Below are 21565 nucleotides of genomic sequence, written 5' to 3'. Positions count from 1 at the left end.
ATCCACCGCACCGCGCCTTCCGGACGCCGTGGACCTGCCGGGCCCTTCGGATCTTCTTCGGATCTTCGGCGAGGATCATAAGCCTCAGACAGGTGTACGAGCGCACATACCGCCCTCGTCCACTGCAAGCCAGCGGTGTATCACCCACGCACCCGGCACCGCCGCGCGACTGCCACCGCCCGGTGCCGCCGCCGGCAGCCTCTCCCGCCCCGCTGGCGTCCGACTAACGTCCGGCTGACGCCGCGTCGGGATCCCTCCGCCCGGCTCCCCGGCGCGTTGTCGAAGCCCGGCCCCGAGAGGGTGGCCGGGCTTCGTGCCTTCTATGGGCTGAAGGTGGGATCAGGAGTGGTTGGCGGGGTTTGTCATGGATATGTAACGGCGTGGGGCGGGGGGGGCAACGGGTGGTGCGGCCGACACATCTGGGTAGTCAGCGAGGCGCACCGGGCGCCTTCGCGAAGCGGTGGATCTCGCCAAGTGGGGGAGATCCACGGGAGGGAAGTCCATGACCAGGACGAAGAAGTCCGGGATGAAGACGCGCGGCGGCCGGGTGGCCGTGATCGGTGCGCTGGGGCTGGCCTCGGTGACGCTGGCCGCCGGGCCGGCGTTCGCCAAGGGCGGTGTGGACATCACGGCACCGCCCACGGCGCAGGTCGGCAAGACCTTCACGGTCGCGGCGCACGGGGACGACGACGCTGCCGGCTACCTGCGGTTATGCCTGGAGGGCCGCAGCGGCGGGCCGGCGTGGCACCGGGTGACCTGCGGAGCCGTGGTGCCCACGGGTACCGAGGCGCAGGCCACCGCACAGGTCAAGGCCGCGCAGCGCGGCGCCCTGGAGTACCGCGCGATCGTGTACGGCCTGACCAGCCCGACCGACCGCAATCCCGTACGCGAGAGGACCTCTGCCCCGGTGACGGTGGACGTCCGCTGAGTTCGGCCGCGCGGCCTGCGGACAGCCGGCACCACCACTGCCCGCGGCCGCGCGGTTCAGGGCCGACCGCCTGACCCGGCTCGGGGAAGCGCAGTCGGCGAATGAGCCCGCCATGCTCCGGCGGGCTCATTCGCATGTCACGAGCGTGCAGGGCGGTTCAGGTCGGTACGGCCCGCGGAAGCGGCCGTCAGCCACCCTCGTTCCGACGGCCGTAGCGCTCCCGGTTCCATGCCACTTCCTCGGCATTCACCGACGAACGGATGGCGTACACGTCGCCGATCCGGTCGTCGCCGCGCCGACGTTGTCGCCACTCTCCGTGAGTTCGGAACGCCATGACCGAAATCTGCGAAGCGGGCTGCCAATGCTGGGTGAAGGCCGGCGCGTTCACGTCCGGTACGTCTTCCAGGAGCACACCGCGCTTCCTCAGCAGCCGTTCCAATTTGTCGAACCGGAGACGGCGGCCGAAACGCCCGTACCGGTCGCGCATCGACCCGTTGACGATGTTGCCGCCGCGGTGCGCGAGCCGATGCACCTGCAGGGTGAAGTGGTGCCCCTGCCAAGGATGGTCCGGCGATTCCCGTACCCAGAAGAACTCGACCATTCCGTAGTCGCGCCACATGCTGTATTCGTCAAAGGAGTTCTCGGCGAAATCGGCACCCAGGATTGCAGTGACCCGATCCGGACCGTCCGTCGGCTTGGCGCCGAGCACCGTTCCGGAGGCGACCACGTCCATGTAGAACGCGAGCGAATGCGGAGTCAACTTTCCCTTCTCCTGTTCCTTCGTGTCCGGTGTATCCCATTCCGGTGTTCCAGGTGGCTTACGTTTCCCCTGGCCAAGGCCCATGTTCGCGTTCCGGGGTCCCGAACGCCCCGGCCTTCCTTGCGGCTGGGACGGGCCACCCCACAGGCTCGGGTCATCCGGGCACCACGTCGACGCCACCCAAGGTGGTGGCGAAGCGAGTTCCCGGCTCGACACTCGAAGAGGAGAATCTTGTGATCTCGAAGACGAAGAGGGTCGCGCGTTCCGTGGGTGTGGCGTTCGCCGCGGCCGCCGCGTTGACCATGGCCGTGCCGACCGGTAACGCTTTCGCCATCGACCATGTCGAATGCCGCGGTGGGGAGAACTTCCTGAAGATCTGGTCCCACAGCGGTGGCAACCAGAGCGTGGACTGCTACGCGAACGCCGGGAGGACCGACTTCGGCGGGTGGTGGATCGACAAGATCTCCACGGGGAACAACGACTTGATCTATTACGACGCCAACGGCGATTCGGTGAAGATCGAGCGGTGGCACGAGATCACCTTCCCGAACCGTCCACCGAAGGTCACCGCCATCGAAATCCTGTGACGAGTTGACGAGCTGGTCTTCAGGGATGCCGGCCACGCCTTCCGGGCGTGGCCGGCATTGTGCGACGGGTCGGTGGCCGGCGGGTTCCTGGCCACCGCTATCCAGGTGCGTTCGTCTTGACCCATTCATCGACGGTGACGACATCCGCCCACTGCGGGAACAGCCGCTCGACGAGGACCCGGTGCACCTCCGGGTCGATGTCCAGACAGGCGTCGGAGAGGACACTGATGCCGAAGTCCAGGTCGTTCGCCTGGCACAGGGTGTACAGCACCACGGCGCTGGTGGCGATGCCGGTCAGCACGAGGCTGTCGATACCGCGGGCCCTCAGCACCATTTCGAGATCGCTGCCCGAGAACGCGCTCGCCCGCCTCTTGGTGACCACCACATCGCCCGGCCGGGGCGCGATATCGGGGTGGATCGCGGTGCCCGGGGCGCCCTCGACGTAGCGGCCGTCCCGCGCGATCGCGGCCAGAGCCCGGTTGTGCGTGCCGACTTCCGGGAAGCCGGGACGTAACGCGATGACCACGTAGATCACGGGGATGTTCGCCGCCCGGGCCCCGTCGATCGCCCGGCGCAGGCGGGGCAGGTATCCGGAGCCGTCGTCCACGAGGTCCACGATGTCCCGTTGGACGTCCATCACGAGAAGGGCGCTGCTCATAGAGCCTCCAGAAGCGAAGTCGGTTCGCCGTTGCGACGGGCCGGGTTGTCCACGTTCGGATGCTACGTGGCCTCGGACATGACGGTGGCGGCCGTCCGGCGTCGGCACCTGCCCCCTCCGCTTCCACGAAGGCAATCCCCAAACCCCGTTACACGGCTATGACATAGCCGACTTGAGTCACTGCAGACGCACAAGTAGGTTCCCTATAAACCGATTTCTACTACGCAACCGGCGTCCCTTCGCCGGAAGGAGGGACGCCCCATGGGTGCCCACGCTCGCCCCAATCGGATACACCGCACCGGAGTCCGGATCGCGATGGTCGCACTCGTCGGTGCCGCCCTGCCGATCACCGCCGGCGGCCTCGCCCAGGCGGCCACCCCCGGCGCCACGCACTCCGCGGACGAGAACGACCAGCAGGGCGGCGCGACCACCACGACGGCCGACCAGAAGCAGGGCGCGCAGCCGCAGTTCCAGTCCGCCCAGGCCGGACAGCACGCGGTCAAGGGTCGGGCAGTCGGTGCGCCGGACGCGAAGGACCAGGACGCTCCCCAGATCAACGCCGACCACGCCTTCCTGCTGGACGCCCGCGACGGCAGCCAGGAGCGGGCGCTGTGGGGCGGGGCCAAGGCGGACGAGAGCGTGTCGATGGCCAGCACCACCAAGATCATGACGGCCCTCGTGGTGCTCAAGCACCCGGAGTGGCTGAACCATCAGATCACGGTGAAGCAGGAGTACCGGGACTACGTCCAGAAGGTCGGTGGCAGCACCGCCGACCTCCAGACCGGCGACAGACTGACCGTCGAGCAGCTGCTGCACGCCATGCTGATCCCGTCCGGCGACGACGCCGCGATGGCCCTGGCCGACAACTTCGGCTCCGGGGCCACGGTGGACGCGCGGATCGCCGACTTCGTCAACCAGATGAACGTCGAGGCGCGTCAACTGAGCCTGACCGGCACGCAGTTCGACAGCTTCGACGGCATCTCGCACGGCAACAACCACAGCACCGCCCGCGACCTGGCCAAGCTCGGCCAGCGGGCGATGCTGCAGCCGGTGTTCGCCGACGTCGTGAAGAAGACGCAGTTCAAGACCGAGGCCCCGGCGGCCAACGGCCGCACCCGGTACTACACCTGGAACACCACCAACAAGCTGCTGAGCAGCTACGACGGTGCCCTGGGCATCAAGACGGGCAGCGGCCCGGAGGCCGGCTACGCCGTTGTCTTCGCCGCCGAGCGGGACAACCGCACCCTGGTCGGCGCGATCCTCGCGGACGACAGCGGCCGCTTCGACGACGCCACCAAGATGCTCGACTGGGGCTTCGCCCACTGAACAGCCGGCGCCCCTGACGCCGAGCGCCCACCGCCCGCGGTACCCCGGCTCCCGCCCCGGATGCATCCTGAAGCCACCTGAAGCCCCGTCGTGACGTTCCGACGGGGCTTCGGCGCTTAGGCGCGCGATCAGTCGGCGGCACCCCGAACCGACGGCACCCCGAACCGGCGGCACCCGCCCGGATTCCCGGCGCCGGATCCCGTACGGGCGCGCTGCCGGCTTCGAACCGATCAGCCCCGGGCCGAGCACTCAGCCGCGGTCGTCGACCCGGAGAACCAGGTCAAGCAGCCCGGGGAAGCGCGCATCGAACTCCGCCCGGCGCAGTCGGTTGACCCGCTTGGGCCCTTCGTCGCGCTGCTCGACCAGTCCGGCGCTCCGCAGGGCCGAGAAGTGGTGACTCAGTGCGGCTTTGCCGACGGGCACGTCGAAGCTGCCGCAGCTGCGGGTCCACTCGGCGGAGCCGGCCAGCTCGCGGACCAGCTGGAGGCGCACGGGGTCGGCGAGCGCGGACAGCGCGGTCAGCAGGGAAACCTCATCGGGATCGGTGTGTACCGGAGCCGCGCGGTGACTGCCGCCCGCGGTCTGGTGTGCCATACCCCTCTCCTCGCCGTGTACGTCCCTGCCGGGAACCCGTGAAGCGCTCGGCCGCTTGCCGAGTGTTCGACCAGCATCATACAGTGCCGGTGTTCGCTTTCCGTTGAACACTCCGTCGAAGGATGTGTGTCGCCCATGCGTGCAGTCGAGTTCCAGGAATACGGCGGCCCCGAGGTGCTCAAGGTCGTGCAGGCCGAACCGCCCACACCCGGGCCGGGCCAAGTCACCATCGATGCGGCCTACGTGGGCGTGAACTTCGCGGACCTCAAGGCGCGCGCCGAGGGGTACCGGGTGGACTCGCTGCCCTTCCGGCCGGGCCTGGAGGTCTCCGGGCGGATCCGGGGCGTCGGCCACGGCGTCGAGGGGCTGCGTCCGGGACAGGAGGTCGTCGCACTCGTCAACAGCGGCGCCTACGCAGAGGTGGTGGTCGCCGACACCACCACGGTCTTCCCGCTCCCCGGGGATCTGGACCTGCGGACCGCGGCCGCGCTGCCCACCGTGCTGCCGACCGCGCACGCCCTGTTCCACGAGGTGGGTCGTCTGCGTGCCGGAGAGACCGTACTGGTGCACGGCGCGGCAGGAGGTGTCGGCACGGCGGCCGGGCAGCTGGCCCGTGCCGCGGGCGCCGGTGCCGTGTACGGCGTGGTCTCCTCCGCGGCCAAGGCCGAGTACGCCCGCAAGCACGGCTACGACGAGGTGTTCACCGCCGGCACGTTCCCCGACGACGTCCGCCGCGCCACCGACGGCAGGGGCGTCGACCTGGTGCTCGACCCGGTGGGCGGCGAAACGCTTCGCCGCGGCCTCGGAGCGCTGGCCGTCTTCGGGCGCCTGGTCTCCTTCGGCAACGCCGGCGGGGAGGAGCCGTGGCACGTCGGGCAGCCCGAACTCTACGCACAGGGCCGTTCCGTCGCGGGCTTCTCCATCCTGGCCCTCGCGCAGTCGGCGCCGGAGGCGCTGCGCACAGTGGCCGACCGTGCCTTCCGCTCGGTCACCGACGGCATCGTGGCCCTACCGATCACCGCGGAGTTCCCCCTGACGGATGCCGCCGAGGCCCACCGGCTGATGGGCGGGCGCGCCTCCACGGGCAAGTTGCTGCTGCGCGCGACCGACTGAGCAGCACGCCGGACGGCGAGCACCGGCCCGGCTCCTGGCAAGGGTCCGGCCGGCATCGCGTACCACGCCGTGCGTGACGCCGACCGGCTCGCGCGGTCGTGCGCTTCGGTGCGTGTTGCGGTTCGGGTGGTGGTTCCTCGGCCCTCCGGGTGCCAAGGCGAGCAACCCTCTGGTTGAAACCTGACAGGGGCGCAGCCGACAAGGCATACAGCAACGGGCCCTGTCGTGAGTGCTTGCGGCGCCGCGGCATCCGGCACACGATTTCAGAGAAGGCCGACAGTCAGGCCGCCCGCCTACGCAAGGGTTCACGCGGCGCACGGGCACTCGGCTTCACCGAAGAGCGGACGTACCGGACAACGCCGTCGCCGCCTGGCGGAAATGCCTCCACTCAACCAGCTTCAGCCGCGTCTACCGCGCCGCCTACGACACCACACCCAAGGGCTACCGGCCTCAGGTCCTCCACAGCCACAAGTGCACTCATTGCCAACACAGTTGTGCACGCAGCGCTCACGACTCGCAGCTGCATTTCGACATCATGGAGGGCGTCGCTCCACTTCCTGTTCATGGGCTGGGAGCCCTTTCACGATGGCGACCCGCCGTGAAACGACCGACCAGGCAGTGATCCATAATCCATGGAGGAATCAATGCGCACGCCCACATCGGCCCGAGCCCTCGTCGCAGGCGGAGTTGCCGCTGCAGCTCTCATGTTCGCCGGCTCCCCGGCATTCGCCGGGACTGACGCGAACGTGTACACGACGAATGATGCGGGATCCGGGGCTTTCCATACCAGCGGCAGCGTCGAGCGCATGCAAGCCTGCGACGAAAAGGCGAATGACGGCCTGTACCCGGTATTGGAACTCAAGTACGGGGGTAAGGAGCATGTCCTTCCCAATATCGGCGACGACCCGGACTGCCGAAACTCCACGATCAACATACCCGAGGGCACGTCCGTCAAGGTGCGAATCTACCTGAACCGCCCGGGCTCCGATACCCATAATTACCACGCCTCGTCGTGGCACAACGCAACGGCGTGACAACCGCATAGGGTCACACTCCGCGCGCAGCGCGCCTTCCTGAATCGCATGCTGCGCCAGCCCCTGTACGGGCCTCCAAGGACAGCTACGTAACTCGCGCATACGAAATTCCGTGCCCCGCCGCCATAAACGCGGCGGGGCGCTGTGCCGTACGGCAAACATGAACACGGGGCCCGTCTGGCTTGTAGGCAGAAACGGCCCCAGCCTTTCCATTCGGCATCACTCAGATCACCCCGCCCCATGCCGCCCACATCAACGACCCGGGCCCGGAGTAGCCGCATGCTCGGCCGGACAAGTCCTACGGGTCCCGGCCGGTCCCCAGCCGCTCGGGAGCCTGACGCCAGTCGCACATCTCGGCCGGTAAATTGACGCCCTGTGCCCCAAACCCTCCCGCCAGGCCCGTTATCCTCTCTGCCGCCGTCGACCGCGCTTCGCGGCGGTGCCTGGATCCCGCACGGTTTCCGGTTCGAGCCGCACTCCCACTCCGATGGCCAGCTGGTGTACGCGGCCGCAGGGGCCCTCGCCACCACGACCGAGCGAGGAACCTGGGTTGCTCCCGCGCACCGCGTGACATGGACACCGCCGGGGTTCGAGCATGCGCACCGCTTCTACGGCACCACCGACGCCCGCCTTGTCACGGTCCCGGTCGACCTGTGCGACGAACTGGTGGCACATCCCAGTGTGTTCGCGGTGGGCCCCCTGCTGCGCGAGGCCCTGCTGGCGCTGACCGATCGGGCGGAAGCCCGCCCCGGTGCCGTCCGACGCCTGCTCGCCGTGGTGATCGACGAGCTCGCCACGACCCCCGAACAGTCCCTGCACCTGCCCGAGCCCCACGACGACCGGCTCCGCGCGGTCGCCGAGCTCCTGCACGCCGATCCCGGCCGGAGCGCGACCCTGGCCGAGTTGGGGCGGGCCGCGGGAGCCAGCGAGCGGACCTTGAGCCGCCTGTTCCACGCCGAACTCGGCATGAGTTTCCACCGCTGGCGCACCACGCTGCGGATCCACCACGTCCTGGCACAGCTCAGCAAGGGCCGGTCGGTCACCGACACGGCGATGGAGTGCGGCTGGTCCAACCCGTCGAGCTTCATCGACGCCTTCACCGAGATCGTCGGCCAGACCCCCGGCCGCTACCAGGCCGATCTGCGTAACCACAGCAGGTAGCCGTCGTCGGTCCGGCGGGCGCCCGGCGTTGCCCACTGCCACGTTGGCGGGTTTCCGGTATCCCCTGTCCACATCCCGGTGGGTGGCGATGGCCGCCGCGCCCACAGTGGTGAGCCAGGCCGCACCCTCCGTGCGGCACGGCGGCCGTGCATCTGCGGCGCGGCCGGCTGTCCCTCTCGCCGAAAGGCTCGCAACGCACATGGTTGAGACAGCGGAGAACACCACCACCGTCGTCATCGTCGGCGCCGGAGTGGCCGGGCTCACGCTCGGCAACTTCCTCCTGCGCAGCGGCATCAGCTGCATCATCGTGGAGAAGCACAGCCGTGCGTACGTCGAGAAGCGGCAGCGTGCGGGTACGGTCGACAGCCGCGGCGTACGGATGTTCCCTGCGACTTCGTCGCCGGCTGCGACGGATTCCATGGCGTCAGCCGGGCCTCCGTCCCCGCCGGCGCGCTCACCCTCTACTCCCACGAGTACACGTACTCCTGGCTCAGCGTCATGGCCGAGGTGCCGGCGGACCCCTTCGGCATGGCGATCCACGACCGCGGCCTGGCCGCACGGTTCCCCCGCGGTGCGGATGCCAGCCGCCTCTACCTCCAGTGCCCGGCCGGTGACACTGCCGCGCAGTGGCCGGACGAGCGTGTCTGGAGCGAGCTGGCGGCCCGCTTCGGTGCCGACGTGCCCACCGGACGCATCGTCGACAAGCGGATCGTGCCGCTGCGTTCCGTGGTGTACAGCCCGATGAGCTACGGCCGCCTCTACCTGCTCGGCGACTCGGCCCACCTCGTCCCCCCGATGAGCGCCAAGGGCATCCACCTCGCCCTCTACGACACCGAGGTGTTCGCCCGCGCGATCATCGCGAAGGTCCGGGAAGGCGATGCGAGTCTGCTCGACAGCTACTCCGACACCTGCCTGAGCCATGTCTGGAACTACCAGGCATACGCGATCTGGATCACTGATCTGATGCACAACGCCGGCGACGTCTCCTACGAGGGAGCCTTCCGCAAGCAGATCACCCGAGCGGAGCTGCAGCGCCTGAACGACTCTCCCACGGCCGGCCGCCTGTATGACGAATTGAGCGGCGGACTGCTCTAGACGCCAGCCGCCACGGCCGGCGGCGGGCGGATCTCTCAGGCCACTTTCCGCTCCGGCGGGCGGACATAGGTCAGGGTGTGGTGGGATACGAGCTTTCCGGCGGTGTCGGTCGTGTCAGCGGTGCCGTAGACGATCAAGCGGCCGGGCCGGACGATCGTCGACTCGCAGACCAGGTCGGTGCGCGCCGGACCGAGGAAACTTGTCGTCATCTGCTGGGTGACGGATGGATCGTCCTCGCCGAACAGCGACATGATCGCGATCCAGCAGGTCACATCGGCGAGCGTCATCGCGCACCCGCCCTGGAGCACGCCGCCGGGGCGGAAGAATTCGGGGCGCCGGCGTAACGAGACCTTGGCCCGCCCCTTCCCGACAGCTTCCACCTGGAATCCCCACCACGGTCCGAAGGGGCTGTTGTCGAGGACGGCTTGAGCTGCGTCGATATCCATCATCGACCCAACATAGCAACGCTATGTATGTCGAAACGAGGATCCAGCGGCGTGCGAGGACGACTCACATTCAAGCCCAACACGTTTTCCGTGCACGGGACTTGAGGAGTACGCACCCGGGCACGCTTCTCGACCGCATTCTCCGTGATGTGAAGAGCGGAACCGATCTGTTTGTTCGTCGTGCCCGCGGCAGCAGCGGAATGTCGTGCTCTCGCGAAGTGCGGCGCGAAATCGCTACCGAGGCCGATGACGTCGGACATGCGGCACCGCGCGGGCCGGGAGACTCCCGGTTCGCAGCCGCAGGCGGCCCGTGATCGACCCCGGTCGGGCGACTTCCCCCTGCCTCTAGAAGAAGCCGAGCTTCTTCGGCGAGTACGACACCAGCAGGTTCTTCGTCTGCTGGTAATGGTCCAGCATCATCTTGTGGTTCTCCCGGCCGATGCCGGACTGCTTGTAGCCGCCGAAGGCGGCGTGCGCCGGGTAGGCGTGGTAGCAGTTGGTCCATACCCGGCCGGCCTGGATGGCGCGGCCCGCGCGGTAGGCGGTGGAGCCGTCGCGGGTCCAGACGCCCGCGCCCAGGCCGTAGAGGGTGTCGTTGGCGATGCCCATCGCGTCGTCGAAGTCGTTGAAGGGGGCGACCGCCACCACCGGGCCGAAGATCTCCTCCTGGAAGACCCGCATGGCGTTGTTGCCCTCGAAGATCGTCGGGCGGACGTAGTAGCCGCCCTCCAGCTCGCCGCCCAACTCGGCGCGGGAACCGCCGGTCAGGACGCGGGCGCCCTCCTTCTGGCCGATGTCCAGGTAGGAGAGGATCTTCTCCAGCTGGTCGTTGGACGCCTGGGCGCCGATCATGGTGTCGGTGTCCAGCGGGTGGCCCTGGACGATCTTCTCCGTACGGGCCACGCCGGCCGCGAGGAAGTCGTCGTAGTGGCCGCGCTGGATCAGCGCCCGCGACGGGCAGGTGCACACCTCGCCCTGGTTGAGGGCGAACATGGTGAAGCCCTCCAGCGCCTTGTCGTGGAAGTCGTCCGCCGCGGAGGAGACGTCGTCGAAGAAGATGTTGGGGCTCTTGCCGCCCAGTTCGAGGGTCACCGGGCGCAGGTGCTCGGACGCGTACTGCATGATCAGCCGGCCGGTGGTGGTCTCGCCGGTGAAGGCGACCTTGGCGACCCGGGGGCTGGAGGCCAGCGGCTTGCCGGCCTCGACGCCGAAGCCGTTGACGATGTTCACGACACCGGGCGGGAGCAGGTCCGCCACCAGGCTCATCCAGTAGTGCACCGAGGCAGGGGTCTGTTCGGCCGGCTTCAGGACGACCGCGTTGCCGGCGGCGAGTGCCGGGGCGAGCTTCCAGGTGGCCATCAGAATGGGGAAGTTCCAGGGAATGATCTGGGCGACGACCCCGAGCGGCTCGTGGAAGTGGTACGCGACGGTGTCCTCGTCGATCTCCGACAGGGAGCCCTCCTGGGCCCGGACGGCGCCCGCGAAGTAGCGGAAGTGGTCGATGGCGAGGGGGATGTCGGCGGCCAGCGTCTCCCGCACCGGCTTGCCGTTCTCCCAGCTCTCGGCGACCGCGAGCGCTTCGAGGTGCTGCTCCATCCGGTCGGCGATCCTGTTGAGGACGGCGGCGCGCTCGGCCGCCGGGGTGCGGGCCCAGCCGGGCGCCGCGGCGTGCGCGGCGTCCAGCGCCCGCTCGACGTCCTCGGCGGTACCGCGCGCGACCTCGCAGAACGGCTGCCCGTTGACCGGCGTCGGGTTCTCGAAGTACCGGCCGAGGGCGGGCGCGACGAACTCGCCGCCGATCCAGTGGTCGTAGCGCGGCAGGTAGCTCATGACGGCATCGGTGGAACCCGGGTTGGCGTAACGGGCCATGGGGCGGCCTCCCAATCGCTCTCGGCGCGGTGCCCGCCACTCCCGTGGGACGGGCGTTGTGCGCAGGTTATGAGCGGGGAGGTTGCGCGAACGTTGCGACGCGCGTGGTGGCGGGACCGCCCGTCGCGCCGCCGGACAGGCCGTAGGCGGTGCGCAGCCGGTCCGCGTCGGCGACGGAGGCGGTACGGGCGGGGGAGCGGGCCGGCAGGGCGTCCACCAGGGCCTCGAAGATCTCCAGATCGTCCTCGCCCCACGGCGTACGCGACCACTCGCGCAGCAGGCCGGCGTCGCGGGTGGCCAGCAGCGTGCACCGCATCCGGTCCGCCAGCGCCTCCCGCATCCGCCGCACACCGGGCGCCTCCGACAGCGGCAGCAGCGGGCCGCGGTACGCGCCCAGCGCGGAGCGGGGGTGCCCGGCCGCCAGCTGCCCCTCGACCACGCCCAGATCGGTTTCGACGGCGCGGCTCAGGCGGTACGGGCGGGAGTGCAGCAGCGCCCCGACGAGATGGCGCAGCCGGGACAGTTCGGCCCGCAGGGTGACCGGCCGCATGTCGCGCTCCCCGTACAGCAGCAACGAGAGCTGATCGCCCGTCAGGCCGTCCGGGTGCTGCGCGAGCAGCAGCATGATCTCGCTGTGCCGGCGCCCGAGGCGCAGCCGTTCACCGTCCACGACCAGCAGCGCCTCGTCCCGGCCGAGCGCCGACAGGAACACCCCCGGCTCCGGGGTTCCGGACGCCAGATGGGCCTCCGCGGCGCGGGCCGTGGCCTGCACCAGGGCCAGGCTGTGCGGGCTCGCCAGGTGGTCGCCGCCGGTGATGTCCACCGCGCCCAGCAGCCGGCCGGTCCGCGGGTCGTGCAGCGGGGCCGCGGCGCAGGTCCAGCGCTGCACCTGCCGGTTGTAGTGCTCGGCCGCGAAGATCTGTACGGCGTGGTCGGCGGCGAGCGCGGTACCCGGCGCGTTGGTGCCGGCGTGCCGCTCGTCCCAGCGGGCGCCGACGACGAAGTTCATCCCCTCCGCGCTGCGGCGCACCCCGCGGTGCCCCTCCACCCACAGCAGCCGCCCCTGCGGGTCGCAGACGGCCAGCAGATGCGCCCCGTCCTGCGCGAAGCTGCCCAGCAGCTCCCGGAACACCGGCATCGCGCGGGCCAGCGGGTGCGCCTCCCGGTAGGCGCACAGCGCGGCCTCGTCCAGCTCGATGGGCGCGGCCCCGTCCGAGGCGGCCCGGGCCTCGGCCGAGCGGCGCCAGGAGTCGGCTACCACCCGGCGGACCGGCGCCGCCACGGTCCCGTCGGCCAGGAATTCCGCGTGCGCCCGCCGCACCGTACGGGTGCGCTCCGCCGGGTCACAACCGGTCTCCATCGCCAGCCAGGGGTTGACCACGTGTCACCTCTTCGTCACGGCTCCGCCCTCGTACGGCCGATGGTGCTCGTACCGGGCGGTGCCGTAAACCCCGCGTGGGCCGCCACCTCGCGCGCCGGGGCCGCCCCGGGCGCCGAGCCCGCCGGCCCCGGAGGGCGGACTCCGTCCGGACATGCGGGCGGGCGGGAGGCCGCCACCTCCCGCCCGCCCGGTCCGGTCGTCCGCGGCTACCTGATCGCCTTGATCAGCTCGCCGTTGGTGGTGTCACCGCTCAGCTCCCAGAAGAACGTGCCGCCCAGGCCCTGTGCGTCCTTGAAGGCCATCTTCGTGCCGATGGTCTCCGGGGTGTCGTAACTCCACCACTGGTCACCGCACTTGGCGTAGGCGGTGCCGCCCACCTTGCCGGTGGCCGGGCAGCGGCTCTTGAGCACCTTGTAGTCGTCGATGCCGGCCTCGTACTTGCCCGGCGCCGCGCCGGTCGCCGTACCGCCCGGCGCGGCCTGGGTGACGCCCGACCAGCCGCGGCCGTAGAAACCGATGCCCAGCAGCAGCTTGTCCGCCGGCACGCCCAGGCCCTTGAGCTTGGCGATCGTGTCGGTGGTGTTGAAGCCGGCCTTCGGGATGCCGTTGTACGACGACAGCGGGGAGTGCGGCGCCGTCGGGCCCTTGGCGTCCCAGGCGCCGAAGTAGTCGTACGTCATCGGGTTGTACCAGTCGACGTACTGGGCAGCGCCCTTGTAATCCGCGGCGTCGATCTTGCCGCCGGCCGAGGCGTCCGCGGTGATCGCCGCGGTCACCAGGTTGTTCTGGCCGAACTTCGCCCGAAGTGCCTTCATGACGTTCGTGAAGGCGTCCTTGCCGCTGGTGTCGCAGGTCAGGCCGCAGGCGTTGGGGTATTCCCAGTCGATGTCGATGCCGTCGAAGACATCGGCCCAGCGCTTGTCCTCGACCAGGTCGTAGCAGGACTGGGCGAAGGCGGCCGGGTTCTTGGCGGCCTCGCCGAAGCCGCCCGACCAGGTCCAGCCGCCGAACGACCAGATCACCTTGAGGTTCGGGTGCAGCTTCTTGAGCTTCCTGAGCTGGTTGAAGTTGCCGCGCAGTGCGCCGTTGTCCCAGGTGTCCGCCTGGCCGTCGACGCTCTGGTCGGCGGTGTACGCCTTGTCGTAGTCGGCGTAGGAGTCCCCGATGGCGCACCTGCCGCCCTGAACGTTGCCGAAGGCGTAGTTGATGTGCGTCAGCTTGGCCGCCGACCCGGACGTCTCGATGTTCTTGACGTGGTAATTGCGGTCGTAGACACCCCAGTTGGTGAAGTATCCGACGACCTTGTTGCCCGCTGCGGCCGGCTGCGCGGAGGTCGCGGCGGCCGTCGCCGCGGTGGTGGGGTGCGACGGGTGGGCGGAAGCCTGTCCGGCGAGCAGGGTGCCGGCCAGTGCCGCCGTACACAGCGCGGTGGCGGCGGCGATCACTCTGCGCGGTGATCGCATCCGGTGCGGTCTGAGCATGTCGTCTCCTCGGAGGGGGGCGAGGGGTGGAGCCTGACCTGCGTTCCGAATTGGCATGAACGCGTTGAACGTTGGAGGAGAAGTTAGAAGGACTAGACCAGTGAGTCAATGGTTCGGACCAATTTCGTCTACGCGGGGTAGCGGGACACCGCCGCTTCCGGTACCGGGCCGGATCCGCGCGGCAGATGATGATCAACCCGTGACGCGGGGCCTCCGATCGGGCATACTCCTAGCGCCACAGCCGCAGGTCATCGCCATCCGCGACCCGGAACGCGATCATCGGCCTGGCACCACGGAAACCGGCGCCGCCGCCCACCCCGCGCGTGCGTCGCCGCAGCGCCCGACAGGGAGGAGAGCGCCGCCATGACCGAGTACGGCCCCCGGCCGGTGGACCGCAGGCTGCCCACGGAGGAAGCCCGCGACCTGCTGACCCTCGTACGCGAACTCGCCGAGCGCGAGATCAGGCCCACGGCCGCGGAGGAGGAGGAAGCCGGCCGCTTCCCCCGCGAGACCTTCGCCCTGCTGTCGGAATCCGGACTTCTCTCCCTGCCCTATGACGAGGAATTCGGGGGCGGAGGCCAGCCCTACGAGGTCTACCTCCAGGTCCTGGAGGAGCTCGCGGCCGCACGGCTGACGGTCGGCCTCGGCGTCAGCGTGCACACCCTCGCCTGCCACGCCCTCGCCGGCTTCGGCACCAAGGAGCAGCGCGCCGAACACCTCCCCGACATGCTGGGCGGCGGACTGCTCGGCGCCTACTGCCTCTCCGAGCCCTCCTCCGGCTCCGACGCCGCCTCCCTGACCACCCGGGCCACCCGGCAGGGCGACGCCTGGAGCCTGGACGGCACCAAGGCGTGGACCACGCACGGCGGCGTCGCCGACTTCTACACCGTCCTGGCCCGCACCGGCGGCAGCGGCGCCCACGGCATCACCGCCTTCCTGGTGCCCGGCGACGCGGAGGGCCTCAGCGCCGCGGCGCCCGAGCGCAAGATGGGCATGAAGGGCTCTCCGACGGCCCAGCTGCACTTCGACGGCGTACGCGTCCCCGACGCCCGGCGCATCGGAGACGAGGGCCAGGGCTTCGCCATCGCCCTCTCCGCCCTCGACTCCGGACGGCTGGGCATCGCGGCCTGCGCCATCGGCGTCGCCCAGGCGGCGCTGGACCAGGCGCTCGCCTACACCGCCGAGCGGCAGCAGTTCGGCCGGCCGATCGTCGACTTCCAGGGTCTGCGCTTCATGCTCGCCGACATGGCCACCCAGATCGAGGCCGGCCGCGCGCTGTACCTCACCGCCGCCCGGCTGCGGGACGCCGGGCTGCCGTTCTCCAAGGAGGCGGCGATGTCCAAGCTGTTCTGCACGGACGCCGCGATGCGGGTCACCACCGACGCCGTCCAGCTCCTCGGCGGCTACGGCTACACCGTCGACTTCCCCGCCGAGCGCTACATGCGCGAGGCCAAGGTCCTGCAGATCGTCGAGGGCACCAACCAGATCCAGCGGATGGTCATCGCCCGCCACCTCGCGGGCCCGGAGACGCGCTGAGCGCCGGCCGGGGCGGGAACCCTCCCCGCCCCGGCCGCCCGGACCGAAGTGGGTCTGGCTGTCGCACGCCAGCTGACGTACCGTCAACTCCTCGCCGGGGGAGGCCCTGTGCCCGCCCCCGGTCCGCCGCCGCGCGCCCAGGAGGAGACCGTGCCCGACCGCCCGATCGCGCTCGACGAGTACCCGATCCACCAGGTCCCGCTCTCCCTGCGACACGTCGCCACCGGCGACCGCAACGCCTACGACCGGTGCATCTTCCACGTCATGGACCACGCGGGGCGGGCCCTGCTGATCGCCGGGCTCGGCGTCTATCCCAACACCGGCGTCATCGACGCGTACGCCACCCTCCGGCTCGGGGACCGGCTGCACGCGGTACGCGCCTCCGACGCGCTCACCGACGACCGGATGGCCCTCGCCGTCGGCCCGCTCACGATCACCGTCGAGGAGCCGCTCGCCCGCCTCCGGCTGAGCTGCGCGGCGGACCCGGACGACCCGGACGGCCTGGCGTACGACGTGACGTGGAACGCGGCCTTCCCCGCCACCTGGGAGCCGCACCACACCCAGTACCGCGGCGACCGGCTGACGCTGGACGGCCGGCGGTTCGTCCAGGCGGGCACCTGCACCGGCCGGATCCGCGCCGGGGGTGCGGAGTTGATCGTCACGGCGGGGGAGTGGACCGGTACCCGCGACCGCAGCTGGGGCGTGCGGCCGATCCCCGGCGAGGACGCCGGACGGGCCGGTGAGGAGCTGCGGCCGGAAGGCTTCCACTGGGTGTGGTGCCCGGTCCGCTTCGACGACCGCTTTGTGATGGTCATCGTCCAGGAGGACGCCGACGGCCACCGCACCCTGAACGAGGCGCTGTTGGTCCGCAACGGCACTCACGACCTCCAGCTGGGCTGGCCGCACACCGACATCCGCTACCGCCCCGGCACCCGCCACCCCGAGGCCGCGGTCATCCACCTCACCGACCCCGCCCGCCGGCCCCTCGACCTCACCGCCGAGATCCTCACCTCCTCGCCCCTGGCGGTGGGCGCCGGCTACCCTCCCGCCGACGACTGGCAGCACGGCACCTGGCGCGGCCGCGGCTGGACCGACCGGCGCAGCTACGACCTCTCCGACCCGGCCGCCCACCCCCTCGCCGCCTACGGGGTCACCGACCACGCCGCCCGCTTCACCCTCGACGGCCGCGTCGGCCACGGGATCTTCGAGCACGGCAGCTTCGGGCGGCACGACCCGAGCGGGTTCACCGGCTACGGCGACGTCGCGGGGGAGGCCGGCCGATGAGCGCGGCGCCCCGCCCCCGCACCACCACCCGCGACCCCGAGGACCTCACCCGTCGCCTCACCGCCTGGCTCGGCACCCGGCTGCCCGGCGCCCGCGCGATCGCCGTCGGCGTCCCCGCCTCCAACGGCATGTCCAGCGAAACCCTGCTCTTCGACATCGACCACCCGCGACCACCGGCCCCCGGAGTCCCGGTGTCCTGCGCACTGCGTCTCGCCGCCGACCCGGCCGCGTACACCGTCTTCCCGCGCTACGACATGGCCCGGCAGTTCCGCACCATGCGCCTGGTCGCCGAGCACACCGACCTGCCGGTGCCCCGCACCCTGTGGCTGGAGGAGGACCCGGCGCACCTCGGCGCCCCGTTCTTCGTCATGGCCCGCGTCGCCGGCCGCGTCCCACCGGACGTCATGCCCTATACGTACGCGGGCAGTTGGCTCCATGACGCCACCGACGCCGAGCGCGCGCACCTGGAGGCCGCGAGCGTCTCCGTGCTCGCCCGACTGCACGATCAGGTACCGCTCGCCGCGGCCGGCTTCCTGGCCACCACCGGGCAGGGCGGTGCCCTGCGCCGGCACGTCGCGTCCCAACGTGCCTACTACGCATGGGTGGTTGACGGCCGCCCGCGCTCACCGCTCATCGAGCGCGGCTTCGCCCGGCTCGCCGAACTCTGGCCGGACGATCCCGGCGAGACCGTGCTCACCTGGGGTGACGCCCGGATCGGCAATATCGTCTACGACGGCTTCGAGCCGGCTGCGGTGCTCGACTGGGAGATGGCTGCCCTCGGGCCGCGTGAACTCGACCTGGGCTGGCTGGTGTTCCTGCACCGCTTCTTCCAGGACCTCACGGAAGCCGGCGGCGAGTGGGGGCTGCCCGGCTTCCTGCGCCGGGACGCGGTCGAGTCACGCTATGCCCGGCTCACCGGCCACACCCCGCGCGACATGGAGTTCCACACCCTCTACGCGGCCGTGCGGCACGCCATCGTCATGTTGCGGGTGGCCTACCGCCAGGTCCACTTCGGAGAGGTTCCCGTGCCGGCCGACGCCGATGGGCTGATCCTCCACCGGGCCGCGCTGGAGGCGATGATCGAGGGCCGCTACTGGTGAGACCGCAGCGGCCGTCGTACGAACGCGCCCGGACTCAGGCGCCGTGGCGCATCCGCGGCACCCGGATCGGCCGGGTGCCCGGTCCGCCGATGTGCGAGAACGGCTGACGGCGCCAGTCGAGGCCCTCCGGCAGCGTCAGCAGCATCGCCGCGTCCTGCTCCTGGGCGTCCAGGGTGTCCTCGGTCTCCGGCGCCTCGGACACCGCGCGGCCGGAGCCCTGGCACACCGTCAGGCCGAACGGATTCCAGGGAGTGGGGCACAGTGCATGCTCCGGGAGCGTGTCCTCGTCGGCCAGCAGCGCGATCGGCTGACGGCAGTCAGGGCAGGTCACGCGGTAGATCTCGAAGGTCTCGAACGCGTCGTCGTCGCCGGGGAAGCCGGGACTGTCGCCCTCCTGGTCGCTGAAGTTCTCGGCAGTGGGGTCCTGCTGAAGGCGTCGCATGATGTCCATCCCCCTCGGGTGGGCCGGTCGGACCGCTGACTTCCTGTGACGGGCGGCCCCGGCCACCACCAGCAATTCCCTCCATGCCCCGCGCATAATCGCGGCCGGTCCACGGACAGCGGTTCACCCGTGTGGCATTGGTCACACAACCCGGCGCGGGGGTGCCCACGAGCCGGCGCGCGGTGCGCACATGCGCCCGCGCGCAGTAGGTTGAGCGGGTGGAGGAGTTGGACCGACAAATCGTGGATCTGCTCGTCAAGGACGGGCGGATGAGCTACACCGACCTGGGCAAGGCCACCGGCCTGTCCACCTCGGCGGTGCATCAGCGCGTGCGCCGCCTGGAGCAGCGCGGTGTCATCCGGGGCTATGCCGCCATCGTCGACCCGGAAGCCGTGGGCCTGCCGCTCACCGCCTTCATCTCGGTCAAACCCTTCGACCCCAGCGCGCCGGACGACATCTCCGACCGCCTCGCCGAGGTCCCCGAGCTGGAGGCGTGCCACAGCGTGGCCGGCGACGAGAACTACATCCTCAAGGTCCGGGTCTCCACGCCACTGGAGCTGGAGCACCTGCTCACCCGCATCCGCACGCTGGCCGGTGTCTCGACCCGCACCACGGTCGTGCTGTCCACGCCGTACGAGGCCCGGCCGCCGCGGATCTGACCGGGAACGGCCCCCTGGGCGCCGCCGGTCCGGGCGCAGGGGCCAAACTGTCCGGTATGAGCGAGCACATTCCCGCCCCCGACCGGCAGCACGACCCGCACCCGGCGCAGCCCCGTACCGTCCTGCTGCGCGGCGGCGAGGTGCACAGCCCCGCGGACCCCTTCGCCACCGCCATGGTCGTGGAGGGGGACCGCATCGCCTGGGTCGGTGAGGAGGGCGCGGCCGACTCCTTCGCCGACGGCGTGGACGAGGTGGTCCAGCTCGACGGCGCGCTCGTCACCCCGGCGTTCACGGACGCACATGTGCACACCACCGCGACCGGCCTCGCGCTCACCGGTCTCGACCTGGCCGCCGCCGGCACGCTCGCCGACGCGCTGGCCCGGGTGCGCGCCTACGCCGACGCCCGACCCGCGGACCGGGTCCTGCTCGGGCACGGCTGGGACGCCAGCGCCTGGCCGGAGGGCCGGGCACCGTCCCGCCCGGAGCTGGACGCGGCCACCGGCGGCCGCCCGCTGTACCTCACCCGCGTCGACGTGCACTCCGCGGTCGTCACCACGGCCCTGCTGGACCTGGTCCCCGGCATGCGCGACCGGTCCGGTTTCCACCCCGACGCCCCGCTGACCGGCGACGCCCACCACGCGGTGCGCCGCGCCGCGTACGCCACCCTCACCCCGGCCCAGCGCGCCGAGGCCCAGGCCGCCGCACTGGCCCGCGCCGCCTCGCTCGGTATCGGCAGCCTCCACGAGTGCGCCGGACCGGAGATCTCCGGCGAGGACGACTTCACGGCGCTGCTCGCCCTGGCACGGGAGGCGAACGGCCCGCGGGTGGTGGGCTACTGGGCCGAGGCCGTCGCATCCGCAAAGGACGCCGAGCGGATCCGTGAGCTCGGCGCGATCGGCGCGGCCGGTGATCTCTTCGTCGACGGCTCGCTCGGCTCGCACACCGCCCATCTGCACGCCCCGTACGCGGACCTCCCCGGCCACACCGGCACCGCCCACCTCGACACCGACGCGGTCGCCGCCCATGTCGCCGCCTGCACCGAGGCCGGGCTGCAGGCCGGCTTCCACGCCATCGGCGACGCCGCGATCGGCAGTGTCGTCGACGGCGTCCGGGCCGCCGCCGAGCGCCTGGGCACCGCCCGGATCCGCGCCGCCCGGCACCGCGTCGAGCACGCCGAGATGCTCACCGAAGCCACCGTCGCCGGCTTCGCCGACCTGGCCCTGACCGCCTCCGTCCAGCCCGCCTTCGACGCGGCCTGGGGCGGCCCCGACGGCATGTACGCCGCCCGCCTGGGCGCCGAGCGGGCCGCCACCCTCAACCCGTACGCCGCCCTGCTCAAGGCCGGGGTGCCGCTCGCCCTGGGCTCCGACAGCCCGGTCACCCCGCTCGACCCCTGGGGCACCGTGCGCGCCGCGGTCTTCCACCGCACCCGCGCCCACGGCATCTCCGCCCGCGCCGCGTTCACCGCCCACACCCGCGGCGGCTGGCGGGCCATCGGCCGGGACGACGCGGGCGTCCTGGTGCCCGGCGCGCCCGCCGACTACGCGGTCTGGCGCACCGGGGAACTGGTCGTCCAGGCGCCCGACGAGCGGGTGGAGCGCTGGTCCACCGACCCCCGCTCCGGCACCCCCGGCCTGCCCGACCTCACGCCCGGGCGCGACCTCCCCGTGTGCCTGCGCACGGTCGTCGGCGGCCGGACGGTCTTCGGACGGCCGAACGAGTGACATCAGGCAGGCACGTGCTCCGACGGCCCGTGCTTGCCGCTACTCGGCCCGCCAAGGGCCCTCCTCGGCTGACCTGGGGCGACGCGAAAGCGACGCAGGCCGGGCACCTGTTGACAGCAGGCGGTCGACGGCCGGTAGGTTCGGCCGAGTCCACCACAGGACGTCCGGCCGGGAGACCTCCGCGCACTCGTCGAACGCAGCTGGGCCATGGGGCGGTACGCCACACCGGCGCACCGCCACTGGGAGCCAGGTCCAGCACCAGCGACACGAGGCGAGGGGACGTCTCGCCCGGTCGGCAGGTGCGACCCGGGTGGGGCCCGGACGCTCAGTAGACAACGGCTCTCGGTCGACCCGCAGCCAGCGGGTCCCAGGTCGGCCCGAAGGGCG

Annotated in this window: 19 protein-coding genes and 1 pseudogene; 12 read left to right on the top strand and 8 right to left on the bottom strand. The window is 71.1% G+C overall.

Annotated features, from left to right (window positions below; all coding sequences use genetic code 11):
• Window positions 1–502: 502 nt before the first annotated feature.
• Window positions 503–928 (top strand): hypothetical protein, encoded by a 426-nt coding sequence (locus tag SL103_RS21600; protein WP_069570609.1) that lies wholly within the window; start codon window positions 503–505, stop codon window positions 926–928.
• A gap of 187 nt (window positions 929–1115) precedes the next feature.
• Here SL103_RS21600 and SL103_RS21595 read toward each other — a convergent pair whose 3' ends face one another.
• Window positions 1116–1688, bottom strand: a complete 573-nt coding sequence (locus SL103_RS21595) for a hypothetical protein (protein WP_069570608.1) — start codon at window positions 1686–1688, stop codon at window positions 1116–1118.
• A gap of 233 nt (window positions 1689–1921) precedes the next feature.
• On the opposite strand from SL103_RS21595, the gene SL103_RS21590 reads away from it, so the two are divergent.
• A complete protein-coding gene (locus SL103_RS21590; RefSeq protein ID WP_069570607.1) occupies window positions 1922–2275 on the top strand; it encodes a beta/gamma crystallin domain-containing protein in 354 nt (117 codons plus the stop codon).
• 97 nt (window positions 2276–2372) lie between these two features.
• Here SL103_RS21590 and SL103_RS21585 read toward each other — a convergent pair whose 3' ends face one another.
• Window positions 2373–2933 carry a cysteine hydrolase family protein gene (locus SL103_RS21585; RefSeq protein WP_069570606.1) on the bottom strand — a complete coding sequence of 187 codons (561 nt, stop codon included), beginning with the start codon at window positions 2931–2933 and terminating at the stop codon, window positions 2373–2375.
• Between the two features lie 261 nt (window positions 2934–3194).
• On the opposite strand from SL103_RS21585, the gene SL103_RS21580 reads away from it, so the two are divergent.
• On the top strand, window positions 3195–4259 hold the full coding sequence (locus tag SL103_RS21580; RefSeq protein ID WP_069570605.1) for a D-alanyl-D-alanine carboxypeptidase family protein: 1065 nt from the start codon (window positions 3195–3197) through the stop codon (window positions 4257–4259).
• 249 nt (window positions 4260–4508) lie between these two features.
• Here the strand turns inward: SL103_RS21580 and SL103_RS21575 are convergent, their stop codons facing one another.
• Window positions 4509–4853, bottom strand: coding sequence for an ArsR/SmtB family transcription factor (locus SL103_RS21575; RefSeq protein ID WP_069570604.1), 345 nt, complete (start codon window positions 4851–4853; stop codon window positions 4509–4511).
• 135 nt (window positions 4854–4988) lie between these two features.
• Here SL103_RS21575 and SL103_RS21570 point away from each other — a divergent pair, with 135 nt between their 5' ends.
• From SL103_RS21570 to SL103_RS21555, 4 genes and pseudogenes are all read left to right on the top strand, one after another.
• Window positions 4989–5966, top strand: coding sequence for a quinone oxidoreductase family protein (locus SL103_RS21570; RefSeq protein ID WP_069570603.1), 978 nt, complete (start codon window positions 4989–4991; stop codon window positions 5964–5966).
• A gap of 644 nt (window positions 5967–6610) precedes the next feature.
• Window positions 6611–7000: a hypothetical protein gene (locus SL103_RS21565; RefSeq protein ID WP_164492877.1), complete on the top strand. Its 390-nt coding sequence runs from the start codon at window positions 6611–6613 to the stop codon at window positions 6998–7000.
• A 411-nt stretch (window positions 7001–7411) separates the two neighbouring features.
• Window positions 7412–8161 carry an AraC family transcriptional regulator gene (locus tag SL103_RS21560; RefSeq protein WP_069573988.1) on the top strand — a complete coding sequence of 250 codons (750 nt, stop codon included), beginning with the start codon at window positions 7412–7414 and terminating at the stop codon, window positions 8159–8161.
• A gap of 199 nt (window positions 8162–8360) precedes the next feature.
• Window positions 8361–9256 (top strand): annotated as a pseudogene (locus SL103_RS21555) (FAD-dependent monooxygenase).
• 35 nt (window positions 9257–9291) lie between these two features.
• On the opposite strand, the gene SL103_RS21550 reads toward SL103_RS21555, so the two are convergent.
• From SL103_RS21550 to SL103_RS21535, 4 genes are all read right to left on the bottom strand, one after another.
• Window positions 9292–9705 (bottom strand): PaaI family thioesterase, encoded by a 414-nt coding sequence (locus SL103_RS21550; protein WP_244303999.1) that lies wholly within the window; start codon window positions 9703–9705, stop codon window positions 9292–9294.
• A 342-nt stretch (window positions 9706–10047) separates the two neighbouring features.
• Window positions 10048–11571: an aldehyde dehydrogenase gene (gene adh, locus SL103_RS21545; RefSeq protein ID WP_069570601.1), complete on the bottom strand. Its 1524-nt coding sequence runs from the start codon at window positions 11569–11571 to the stop codon at window positions 10048–10050.
• Window positions 11572–11638: 67 nt separating this feature from the next.
• A complete protein-coding gene (locus SL103_RS21540; RefSeq protein WP_069570600.1) occupies window positions 11639–12952 on the bottom strand; it encodes a GAF domain-containing protein in 1314 nt (437 codons plus the stop codon).
• 206 nt (window positions 12953–13158) lie between these two features.
• Window positions 13159–14433 (bottom strand): glycoside hydrolase family 18 protein, encoded by a 1275-nt coding sequence (locus tag SL103_RS21535; RefSeq protein WP_069570599.1) that lies wholly within the window; start codon window positions 14431–14433, stop codon window positions 13159–13161.
• Window positions 14434–14796: 363 nt separating this feature from the next.
• Between SL103_RS21535 and SL103_RS21530 the strand changes: the two genes are divergently transcribed.
• The 3 genes from SL103_RS21530 (at window position 14797) to SL103_RS21520 (ending at window position 18353) form a co-directional block, all read left to right on the top strand.
• A complete protein-coding gene (locus SL103_RS21530) occupies window positions 14797–15969 on the top strand; it encodes an acyl-CoA dehydrogenase family protein (RefSeq protein ID WP_069570598.1) in 1173 nt (390 codons plus the stop codon).
• A 150-nt stretch (window positions 15970–16119) separates the two neighbouring features.
• Complete coding sequence (locus SL103_RS21525) at window positions 16120–17253, top strand: hypothetical protein (protein WP_069573985.1); 1134 nt, start codon at window positions 16120–16122, stop codon at window positions 17251–17253.
• A complete protein-coding gene (locus SL103_RS21520; protein WP_069570597.1) occupies window positions 17250–18353 on the top strand; it encodes a phosphotransferase family protein in 1104 nt (367 codons plus the stop codon). The genes SL103_RS21525 and SL103_RS21520 overlap by 4 nt, the downstream gene beginning before the upstream one ends.
• Window positions 18354–18387: 34 nt before the next feature.
• On the opposite strand, the gene SL103_RS21515 is transcribed toward SL103_RS21520, so the two are convergent.
• The gene (locus SL103_RS21515; protein WP_079145893.1) at window positions 18388–18804 is read right to left on the bottom strand and encodes a hypothetical protein; all 417 of its coding nucleotides are present in this window, start codon (window positions 18802–18804) and stop codon (window positions 18388–18390) included.
• 209 nt (window positions 18805–19013) lie between these two features.
• Between SL103_RS21515 and SL103_RS21510 the strand changes: the two genes are divergently transcribed.
• Together SL103_RS21510 and SL103_RS21505 are read left to right on the top strand one after the other, a co-directional pair.
• Complete coding sequence (locus SL103_RS21510; RefSeq protein ID WP_077194248.1) at window positions 19014–19454, top strand: Lrp/AsnC family transcriptional regulator; 441 nt, start codon at window positions 19014–19016, stop codon at window positions 19452–19454.
• Between the two features lie 56 nt (window positions 19455–19510).
• Entirely contained in the window at window positions 19511–21178 is a 1668-nt protein-coding gene (locus SL103_RS21505) for an amidohydrolase (protein WP_069570596.1), read from the top strand.
• Window positions 21179–21565 lie beyond the last annotated feature (387 nt).

Origin of the sequence: Streptomyces lydicus, assembly GCF_001729485.1 — a bacterium.
GTDB classification, from domain to species: Bacteria; Actinomycetota; Actinomycetes; order Streptomycetales; family Streptomycetaceae; genus Streptomyces; species Streptomyces lydicus_D.
The sequence above is the reverse complement of the archived record's forward strand: the minus strand, read 5'-3'. Positions and strand labels throughout refer to the sequence as shown.

Excerpts from the sequence above, each read along its gene's own strand:
- SL103_RS21600 (WP_069570609.1), top strand. The coding sequence starts at position 503 with ATGACCAGGACGAAGAAGTCCGGGATGAAGACGCGCGGCGGCCGGGTG.
- SL103_RS21585 (WP_069570606.1), bottom strand. The coding sequence starts at position 2,933 with ATGAGCAGCGCCCTTCTCGTGATGGACGTCCAACGGGACATCGTGGAC.
- SL103_RS21580 (WP_069570605.1), top strand. The coding sequence starts at position 3,195 with ATGGGTGCCCACGCTCGCCCCAATCGGATACACCGCACCGGAGTCCGG.
- SL103_RS21575 (WP_069570604.1), bottom strand. The coding sequence starts at position 4,853 with ATGGCACACCAGACCGCGGGCGGCAGTCACCGCGCGGCTCCGGTACAC.
- SL103_RS21570 (WP_069570603.1), top strand. The coding sequence starts at position 4,989 with ATGCGTGCAGTCGAGTTCCAGGAATACGGCGGCCCCGAGGTGCTCAAG.
- SL103_RS21565 (WP_164492877.1), top strand. The coding sequence starts at position 6,611 with ATGCGCACGCCCACATCGGCCCGAGCCCTCGTCGCAGGCGGAGTTGCC.
- SL103_RS21550 (WP_244303999.1), bottom strand. The coding sequence starts at position 9,705 with ATGATGGATATCGACGCAGCTCAAGCCGTCCTCGACAACAGCCCCTTC.
- adh (WP_069570601.1), bottom strand. The coding sequence starts at position 11,571 with ATGGCCCGTTACGCCAACCCGGGTTCCACCGATGCCGTCATGAGCTAC.
- SL103_RS21535 (WP_069570599.1), bottom strand. The coding sequence starts at position 14,433 with ATGCTCAGACCGCACCGGATGCGATCACCGCGCAGAGTGATCGCCGCC.
- SL103_RS21530 (WP_069570598.1), top strand. The coding sequence starts at position 14,797 with ATGACCGAGTACGGCCCCCGGCCGGTGGACCGCAGGCTGCCCACGGAG.
- SL103_RS21520 (WP_069570597.1), top strand. The coding sequence starts at position 17,250 with ATGAGCGCGGCGCCCCGCCCCCGCACCACCACCCGCGACCCCGAGGAC.
- SL103_RS21515 (WP_079145893.1), bottom strand. The coding sequence starts at position 18,804 with ATGGACATCATGCGACGCCTTCAGCAGGACCCCACTGCCGAGAACTTC.
- SL103_RS21505 (WP_069570596.1), top strand. The coding sequence starts at position 19,511 with ATGAGCGAGCACATTCCCGCCCCCGACCGGCAGCACGACCCGCACCCG.